Origin of the sequence: Capnocytophaga sp. oral taxon 863 str. F0517 (genome assembly GCF_000466425.1) — a bacterium.
In the GTDB taxonomy this organism is placed as follows: Bacteria; Bacteroidota; Bacteroidia; order Flavobacteriales; family Flavobacteriaceae; genus Capnocytophaga.
In genome coordinates this window covers 1,009-10,581 of sequence record NZ_KE992172.1, presented here as the reverse complement: position 1 = coordinate 10,581, position 9,573 = coordinate 1,009, and the positions used below count along the sequence as shown (strand labels likewise).

The window sequence follows — 9,573 nt, the reverse complement described above, 5'->3', positions numbered from 1 at the left end:
TAGTGACTAGTGACTAATGACTAGTGACTAATGACTAGTGACTAACGATAATTAACAATTGACAATTAACAATTAACCATTAATCATCAATCATTAACAATTATCTTTTGTATCTTTGCCCTCTAAAAAGAATAATTTTCCAAAAAATGAAGAAATTAGGAATTATCCTGCTTTTAGCAGGTACCGTCGCCTTCGGTCAGAACAAAAAAACCGGTTGGGATGCGGCGAAACTCAAAGGAAAAGTGAAAACGTATCGCATACTGGACTATCGTTTTGATGAGCAAGGCAAGCCCTTCAGAGGGAATACGGAGCTACTTACGGAGTTCGACCCCAAGGGACGTACTACCAAGATGCAAGTGAATAACAATGGTATGATCATGTCCTATCATGATACCTACAACAGCCAAGGCTACCTAACGGAATCTGTCTCCAAAGATGAGGACAACAAAGTGCTCTCAACCAACCTTTATGAGTATGACAAGCAAGGCAATCGTACCCGTCATGACCTTTTGACCGACAAGGGGTCGATTTTTATGAGTACTTTCTCTAAGTATAATGAGAAGCAGCAACTTATAGAGAAATCCAACTGTGTAGGTGGGGAATGTGATGAGAAAAAGGTTTTTACCTATGATGATAAGGGCTACCTTATCCAAGAGGACAAATATAGTAAGGACGAACTCACCTCCAAGACCCTTTACAAGAATGATGCTAAAGGAAATCCCATAGAGCAACTTACCTATGATGCTCAGGGCAAGCTCCTAAAAAAGGTTACTTCCACTTATGATACAGAAGGCAATGAAACCGAGAATGCTGTATACAAAGGCGCTGATACGCTTATTCAAAAGAAGACCTATACTTATGAGTATGATAAGAAAAAGAACTGGATCAAGAGGACTGAAAGTGAAAATGGCGAACCTTACCTTATTATAGAACAGAAATTTGAATATTACAAATAGTGATATCGGCGGTACCGAGGGGTACCGCCGATATTGTTTTAGATTACAAAGGCCATCCAAAGATGGCCTTTGTTTGTTAGATTACCAGCCTGGATTTTGTCTCCAGCGGCCGTTTTCGAAAGTAATATTGGCAGCAGGGATAGGCCAAGTGAGTTTGTAATTACCGGCAGGGATATTGAGCTGGTAATATTCTTCAGGGGGGGTAGATATGATAGCATCTACATTCTGTGGAGTACCACGTACAACCCCTAAGCCCCAACGCTTGATGTCGTGCAAGCGGAAGCCTTCGAAGGCCAACTCTCGATTGCGTTCGTTTTGGATTTCGGTAAAGAGAGCTTCTCCTGTAGCAGTAACATCAGTGGTTAGATTTCGTGAACGGCGTAAACGATTAAGGTAGCTCTTAGCAGAGCCTTCATCTCCTTTCCTATAAGCTGCTTCTGCCGCGATAAGGTATTGCTCAGCTATACGGAACAATTTCGGCTTGTGCATATAGGTAGGAAGCCCTGAAAAATTAGTCTTTAGGTTATTATTATCTGGATATTTATTTACAAAATAGATATCACGGAAGGTAGTTCCTCCATAGGTTATAGAATATTTTTGAAAATAAACCTGCTTTCTATAGTCTGTATTCTGATATAAGTTCAAGAAAGCCTTAGTAGGAATATAGTTCGGCTTGTATGAAAACCTTCTTGTTCTATAATCAAAAGTAGCCTTTATGTAAATATTATTAGCTTTAGGGAGTTCACTCAGTCCTGTTCCAGCAGGAGGAGCAGCAAAGAGCTGTGTGATACTTTCTGTAGGGGTATCTTCTGCCCACATAGCTCTTAGAATACTTACAGAAGTTGAAGTTGCTAAGGGGTAAGTGTCAGTGGCTATAAGCGCTTGAGCTGTATCGTAAGCGGCTTGCCAGTCTCCTTTGTAAAGCAAGACACGCGCCTTGAGCGCTTTGGCTGCATCACGAGTAAAGGTGGTAGCTCCTTCTGTACCTGGAGTATTCGCCAATAGTAGTTCAGCCTTGGCTATATCCTCCAATACAAAGTCATAAGTGGCTTTCAGGGAGCTAGGGGCAGGGAGATCAGAGACTTTAGGTTCTTTTAGGATAGGAAGCCCATAGAGAGAAGCCTCGTCATAAGCCCCACAATAATGAGTTAACAAATACGAATAATAATAAGCGCGTCCTAAGTAAAGTTCCCCTAAGTTTTTCGCTACTTTATCTCTCTCCTGTTCTGTTTTGGTAGGGATCGTAGGGAGCCCATTGATCGCTATATTAATATTATGAATGGCTTTAAAATAACTCTGCCAAATGGAGGCTACTTTTTCATTAGATGAAGTAAAGGAAGCCCAACGATGTAGCTGCGGCAGTACTTCGAGATCTGTATGTACGGCATTGAGGAAGTCAGCTTGTACATCGGAGCTGTACATCGCATCCCCATAAGTATTTTGGCGTAAACCATCATACATTCCGTTAACCCAATATTGTGCATCCTCTGGATTGAGGAAAGCACTGGTATCTGTCAGAATCCCATAGGGCTCTTGATCTAATTTGGCACAGCTCTGAAGGGTAAGCGCCGCCAGGATATATAGTGGTAATTTATGGAATATTCTTTTCATACTTTTTAAAATTTAAGTTCAACACCTAAGGCAATTTGTCTTGATGGCGGATAACCACCTGTGGAGATAGAATCTGCATATTCAGGATCTGGCCCTTCGTATGGAGTTATCGTAAAGATATTATGTGCTGTCGTATAAAGTCGCACGCCTTGGAAAAATCCTATCTGTTCTATAGTTTCCTTAGGGATACGATAACTAAGGGTAATGGATTTGAGACGGAGAAAATCCGCTTTTTGTATCATACGAGAGTCCGCATCTTCAACAAAATTTTCTTGGGTAATTTTAGGATGGCGAGTGCCTGTATCCCCTGGCTGTTTCCAATAATCAAGTATTTTTCTACTTAGGTTATTTGTTGCAAAACGATTGGGATTTTCTATATATTTCATATCATAGTTCATCATCCATTTTCCTATAGCATAGGAGAAATTCATATCCAAGGAGAAGCCTCCATAGGTAATATTCCACCCAAAACCACCATTGATAGGTGCATGCATTTTCTTTCCTGTTGTTTGCGCTAAGGCAGTAGTATATTCTGTAGTTACCTGATTGTCATCAGTCTGTTGCTCCATTTTATCTTCTCCTGGGATATACCATTGGGTAAGTCCTGTATTAGGGTCTACTCCCTTGCGAATTACAGCAGCATATTCGAGAGGTCTTCCTACTTTGTAACCAAAATTACTACCTCCACTGACAAAAGTCTGTCTTCCCTGGAAGATAGAAACTATTTTTTGTTGGTTATAGTTAAAGTTAAAATAAGGGCGAACACTTAGGTTATTATCCTGATTGTAATATACACGTGAGGAGAGCGTAACATCTAATCCTTGGTTCTGCATTCCTCCAGTATTTCCATAGAGTTGTGTATCTCCACTGGTAGAGTTATTATCCTGAGAAGCAAGAGCTCCAATGGTCTCACGATGGTAATACTCAAGGGTTAGAGAGGTATTATACAAGAGCACAGCATTGATTCCTACACTTGTTTTGCGTTGTTCTTCCCAACGCAGATTAGGATTTCCTAATAAGGAAAGACTATAACTTGTCTTTGAATTATAGGGTGTAGAGGTTACTATTTGGTTTATATTTCTGTAATTACCTCCTCCTGCATTTCCAGAAGATCCTGTACTAAAACGCAAGTTCAAATCGGTAAGCCATTTTACATCCCTTAGGAAATTTTCTTTTTTGAGTTTCCACATCGCCCCTATTGCCCAGAAATTGGCATAGCGGTTGTTGGCCCCAAAGTTAGAAGAGCCGTCTCGACGTGCAGAAAGATCCAAGAAGTAACGACTCTGATAGTCATACTCCAATCGTCCGAAATAAGAATTAAATGCAGAGACAGACTTTAGATCACTTGCCGAATACTTTTCTGTTCCATTACGCAAAGCAGATAACCCATCTGAAGGCTGTCCCTCACTTCTTGCCTGTAGTGATTTGTAGATATCTTCCACCGATTCTTGGCCTAATAAAGCGGTAAAGTTATGAGAATCTCCTACTAAAAACTTATACTCTAAGGTGTTAGTGAAAGTTTTCTTGAAAGATCTACTTGTATTCATCTCTGTACTGGCTGTATTTTCAAATCCATATACAGGTTCATAAGAGTGTAGGAGTTTCTTTTGATCATCACCTGCACTATATTGTACCCCTGCTTGGGTTTTGAATACTAAATTCTTAATAGGTTCAACCATAAGGTACCCTATTGGCATTACATCTTCTCCATAAGTACTTTGTGGATGTTTTTCCGCTTCGTAAGCAGGATGGTTAAATCCTGTCCCTCTCCCAGTAAGTCCTCTGATATAATCTTTTCGTGTTCCATCAGGGTTCTTAGGAGTATATAATGGCAAAGTCAATATATTCATAGAGTAAGAGCTGCCCCCTTCTCTTTCTGTATAATCCGCAGCTATAGAAAAACCTGCCTTAAGCCATTTGTTAATTCGAGTATCTATGCTAGAATGAATATTGTATCGATAATAGTCCACCGAAGGCAGCGTAGATCCTTCTTGCTTTAGATAGCCCAATGATAGATAATAAGTAGTACTATTGGTTCCTCCTGAAATAGAGACATCGGTACGAGAGGTAGGCACAAAATCACGGAAGAATACCTTATCCCAACGGGTATTGTAAGGATTTTCAGCCAAGATTTTCTCTACAGCTCGCTGTGTATCTGCTTCTGTACGGCCTGATACCCCTGCTGCAGAACGCAATTCTGCCGGGTCTCTCTGTGCCCAAAACTCTAAATACTCACGTGGAGTCATCATATCATCGAAGAACTTACGACTGGCATCGGTAATGGCATTGAATCCTGTTTGATGACTGATGGTAATATTAGTGGCCTCATTATATTTCCCTTTCTTTGTGGTAATAAGGATCACCCCATTGGCAGCACGAGAACCATAGATAGAAGTAGAAGCTGCATCCTTAAGTACACTTACACTCTCAATATCGGCAGGATTAAGATCTGACATGATTGTAGAACTCACCTGAATCCCATCCACAATATAGAGTGGTTTTTGATTGCGAATTCCTCCTCTACCCTCTAATGCCGATTGGAAGTTATTAAAACCATGTATCAAGACATCAGAAGAAGCACCAGGTCTCCCTGAGCCTGTAGTCACTACCATACCTGCTACACGCCCCGCGAGCAAGTCCATGGCATTGGCACTGGAGGATTCGGCTATATCTTTCCCTTGTACTGTTGCTATCGAAGCTACCGTCTTACTCCCTACCTTGGGAGCTCCATAGCCAGTAAAAACAAGGCCGGTATCGATTTCTTGTACCTCCTCTTGCAAAACAACATTGATCACTGACGACTTTTGAGTTACCTTCTTCTCCATAGGGGTCATCCCTAAGAAAGAATAGTAGAGCACATCGCCTACATTGGCTTCAATCTTGTAAGCTCCCTTATCATCGGTGGTAGCCCCTCGACTGGTTCCTTTGATAAGGATGTAAGTACCCAAGATAGGCTCACCTTGAGCATCTTTTACCGTCCCGGTGACGGTCACTTGTTGCGCCAATGCTGCTTGTATAGCTATAAAAAACAGCGTAAACGCATAGAAAATTTTCAATCTCATTTCCGTTAATTTTTAAGGATGCAAATTTGCTAAAAAAAAAACGAAAAAGATTTTTTTTTAACTTTTAATTATGTCTTAATCAATGATTAATGACTAATGACTAACAACTAATCCCTTTTCACTTAAAAAGGTGGTGGTCGTGAGCTTATTAGCCGTTCTCCATCATCTCGATAGTTGTCATTTGCTACATGATGCCGTATCATAGGGGGCTCCATCAAGGGGGCGTTCTTGTGCAAGTCTGCTGCGATATAGGGATAGGGAGGAGAAACCTTACGGGGTTTGCTCGCTTGGTTGCAGTTCTTGTTATCAGCTTTGATACAGGAGCCTTGGTGCCCAACCTTACGGGGTTGGGGCAGTCTGAAGGCTCCTTTATCAAAACATGAGAGCACCTCATGGCAGGGAAGATGACGGGACTGGGGATGATAGGTAGTCACTATGGTCTTCCCATTGCTCTCTATCGGCTGGCGACGTGCGTATGTCCAAAGTATTGATAAAGCCTCTTCCATAATGATTAATGATTAATGGTCAATGGTTAATGATTAATGGTTAATGATGATCACTAAAAACTAAAAACTAACGACTGACTTTGCAAAGTTACGACAATTGAAGGGGGGAAGTCAAGGAAAAAGCAGGTAAGAAGTAAGAATTTATACAATAAAAAAGAAGGTTAAGGAATCAACAAAAATCAGTGGTCAGGCATCAGAAGTCCGTCTATTCGACTAACCTCCAACGTCTGACCACTGAATACTGAGGTCTGATTACTGAAAAACTAATATCTGTAAGTAAGATTTAGGTTGAAGTAGCGGCCGTTACCATGAGCATATTCGGCATCTCGGGCAACGAGCATAGAAGCAGGGGTATAATACACCTTATCAGCGAGGTTCTCTACCCCTAAGCCTAAGGATAGGTTCTTGTTGAAGGTATAACCTGCACTAAGAGAGAAGAGGTCGATTGGGGAAACTACGCCTTGTCCTTCTTCGTATATTCCTGTTACAGGGTCTGGAGAGAAGCGATCACGACTACCTGTATGTAGGTAATTGACCTGAAGGTAGCTCTTAGCTGTTGGGGTAACTCTCACATAAGCCGTTGCCTTGGCAGCAGGAATAGAAGTACCACTCATATACTCATCCCATGGGCCTCCTTCGGTAGATTTTTTCTTTCCTTCGAAGGAGATAAAGCTACCACCGAGGGTAAGCCAGTCGGTAGGATAGATATCGGCATTGACCTCAAAACCATATACCTTCTGTGGACTTCTATCCACCACCCAGAAACCATGCACTCCCTTAAGGTCACTACCAAGTTTGGCATAGGTATAGAAGTAGGAACCACTTAGGTGGACATACTTGGTAAGCTGTGAATAAGCACCTACCTCATAATTATCGGTAGTAACAGGCTCTGTATTGATACGAGAGAGGATATCCTGACCGATTTGTACTCCATCTTTCGCTGCGCGAAGGGTACGCCCTAAGTCATAGATAGAAAAACCTTGTGAGTAGGAGACAAAAGGCTGGAAGTATTTGAACTCATTGTAAGCCAGCCCTACATTGGGGGCAAGGTTGCTATACTTGAGCTCACCACCTGTTACATAGATACGACGATCGGTATTGCGAAGACGCAATACTTCGAAGCTAGGTACGCTTACATCAATCTTGTCATAACGAAGTCCTGCTTTGAGTACATAATGACGATAGAAAGTAGTCTTGGTTTGTAAGAAAGGAGCCGAGTTATAGGCTGTTAGCTCTGGCATCCAATAGCGACCATCTACCAGTGGTTGGCTGGTTTTGTCGATCAAGGCATCCAATCCATAAAGCACTTGGGTAAAGATATCCTCAGAGAAAAGGATTTTGGAAGTGAGCTGGGTACGGATACCATATTTCTCCGCTCTTACAGTTGCCTGTCCACTGGTGCTCTCCCAACGAGGATTGCTAGCATTATGCTTGCGATAATCAAAAACAGCATACTGGTGTTGGGTGAAGGCAGAAAGCTCTAAGTCTGTGTTTTTGAAGATGTTATTAGAATTGAACTTCACATAGGCATTATGGTTGTAAGGCATTCCTTCGTCCTTGGCTACCGCAGGCTTATTACCATAGATTCCTATACGTGGACGTTGTAGATATTTCCCGCCTGAGGCTACTAAAGGAGTATGCTGCAAGCTCTGATAGTAGTTGTACATGGCTTCCACCTTGTTATCGTCATCGAACTGGTAGCCGAGCTTTATAAGTCCATTATAAGTACGCACATCGCCCAAGCCATAGCGTGGAGAGATGTACTCCCCTGCCCCATCTATAGCCGAACCGGTTTGGGTCAAGGCACCGTCCAAAAGGTAAGAAAAGCCCTTGTAGTGACCTGAGAACTGCTGATTGAAGCGGTAGCCAAAGCCCCTATTTTCCTTGAAAGAATCTCTTCCAGAAGCTCCGATGGAGGTGTGTCCGGAGAAAGCTACTCCTTTGGGTGCTTTCTTGGTTACGATATTCATAATCCCCCCGATGGCACCATTCCCGTAGATAGAAGTAGACCCCTTGACAATCTCAATACGTTCTACAGCTGCAGGGTCTATAGAGCGTATATCGCGGTCAGTAGAGCGCAAGGGCGTAGATTGTGGGATCCCATCAATAAGCACTAAGAGCGCACGTCCGCGTAAGCTCTGATAGCGGTTGTTAGTCGTATTGGTAGAGAGCGCCATGGCAGGCTCAATCATTCCAATAAGGTGCGACATATCGGGCGCGATCTTAATAAACTGTTGCAGTTTCTTCTGATCGATAACCGTTACATTGGCTACCGCATCGGTTTTCTTCTCCTCTATACGATTGGCTGTGATCACTACCTCTTCCAATCCTAAGGTATCGCGTTCCATGCTGGGTTGCTGCTGTGCATAGCCCGCAAAGGTTAAGCCTAAGGCCATAATTACCATTTTCTTCATAAAAAGAATTTATAAATTTGGCCGCAAAGATATAAATTATTTAGAAATAAAACAAATAAATTTAACCTTAAGGAATAGGAGAATAATAATATTGTTGCTTATATGAGAGTTCATATCCTTCATCATCTGTGGGTCTGTATACTTCTTTTAGAAGAATAGCGTTATGAGGGGTTTTGTTTTTATCATTTTCTTGCCATTTGTCTACCACTTCTTCGTTTAAGATATTGGGATCATACGTATATACCCGCTTTTCCCATCTGATAAACGCTCCTTTTTCATCTTTTCCATCATAGAGTTCAAGGATTTCTATATCTCCTGAATTATTATAGGTGAATATTTTTTTCTCACTAACAAAACTATTTTCATATATTCTTTCTATTAGCTGTCCTTTTTCATTATATTTTTTTTCTATAGTACCCTTTTCTTTATATGTTACTCCTTTTACACTACAATAAGGCCATTCTTTATAAGGTTCATAAATATCTATAATCCATTCTTCTACATTAGTACTTCTATATTTTTCTTTTTTCAAATATAATTTTCCTTCTATCTTCTCTAAATAAACCATTTCAATAATTTTCCACTTTCCTTTTTCATCAATTCCATATCTTTTTATTTCTATTTTATTTGAAGCATACTTATAAATTATTTTTTCATATTCGTTCCATTTCTTTTTTTTGCGATATTTTTTAATTTCACTTATAAGGCTATCTTGTTTGTTATATTTACAAATATACATATAATCACTACTATAAGAATCCTTTATATCATTTATTTTAGTAACTATTCTTCTCTTAGGGTTATAGGACTGATGGAGTGTCTTATATACATATTCCATTTCGCCAGAATAGAACTGGATTTGCTGAATACTATCCAATTGCCAGCGCTTCTGTTGTGCTTGTAGGGAGAAGCAAAACAACAGGATTATCATTGAAACTATTTTCATAAGAATTTGAGTTTCGAGTTGCTATTATTGGTTTAATAATTTACTGGCTTGCTCATTGGTCAATGGACACATTGCCCC

At 40.8% G+C, this 9,573-nt stretch carries 6 protein-coding genes; 1 reads left to right on the top strand and 5 read right to left on the bottom strand.

Features of this window, described 5'->3' with window-relative positions; all coding sequences use genetic code 11:
- The first annotated feature begins 146 nt into the window (after window positions 1–146).
- Window positions 147–956: a hypothetical protein gene (locus HMPREF1551_RS10855; protein WP_021629193.1), complete on the top strand. Its 810-nt coding sequence runs from the start codon at window positions 147–149 to the stop codon at window positions 954–956.
- An 81-nt stretch (window positions 957–1,037) separates the two neighbouring features.
- Here HMPREF1551_RS10855 and HMPREF1551_RS10850 read toward each other — a convergent pair whose 3' ends face one another.
- The 5 genes from HMPREF1551_RS10850 to HMPREF1551_RS10830 all read right to left on the bottom strand — a co-directional run bounded on the left by HMPREF1551_RS10850 (window position 1,038) and on the right by HMPREF1551_RS10830 (window position 9,495).
- Window positions 1,038–2,567: a RagB/SusD family nutrient uptake outer membrane protein gene (locus tag HMPREF1551_RS10850; protein WP_021629192.1), complete on the bottom strand. Its 1,530-nt coding sequence runs from the start codon at window positions 2,565–2,567 to the stop codon at window positions 1,038–1,040.
- Between the two features lie 5 nt (window positions 2,568–2,572).
- On the bottom strand, window positions 2,573–5,629 hold the full coding sequence (locus HMPREF1551_RS10845; protein WP_021629191.1) for a SusC/RagA family TonB-linked outer membrane protein: 3,057 nt from the start codon (window positions 5,627–5,629) through the stop codon (window positions 2,573–2,575).
- Between the two features lie 122 nt (window positions 5,630–5,751).
- Window positions 5,752–6,135: a hypothetical protein gene (locus HMPREF1551_RS13205; protein ID WP_021629190.1), complete on the bottom strand. Its 384-nt coding sequence runs from the start codon at window positions 6,133–6,135 to the stop codon at window positions 5,752–5,754.
- Between the two features lie 263 nt (window positions 6,136–6,398).
- On the bottom strand, window positions 6,399–8,549 hold the full coding sequence (locus HMPREF1551_RS10835; protein ID WP_021629189.1) for a TonB-dependent receptor: 2,151 nt from the start codon (window positions 8,547–8,549) through the stop codon (window positions 6,399–6,401).
- A gap of 67 nt (window positions 8,550–8,616) precedes the next feature.
- Entirely contained in the window at window positions 8,617–9,495 is an 879-nt protein-coding gene (locus HMPREF1551_RS10830; protein ID WP_021629188.1) for a hypothetical protein, read from the bottom strand.
- Window positions 9,496–9,573 lie beyond the last annotated feature (78 nt).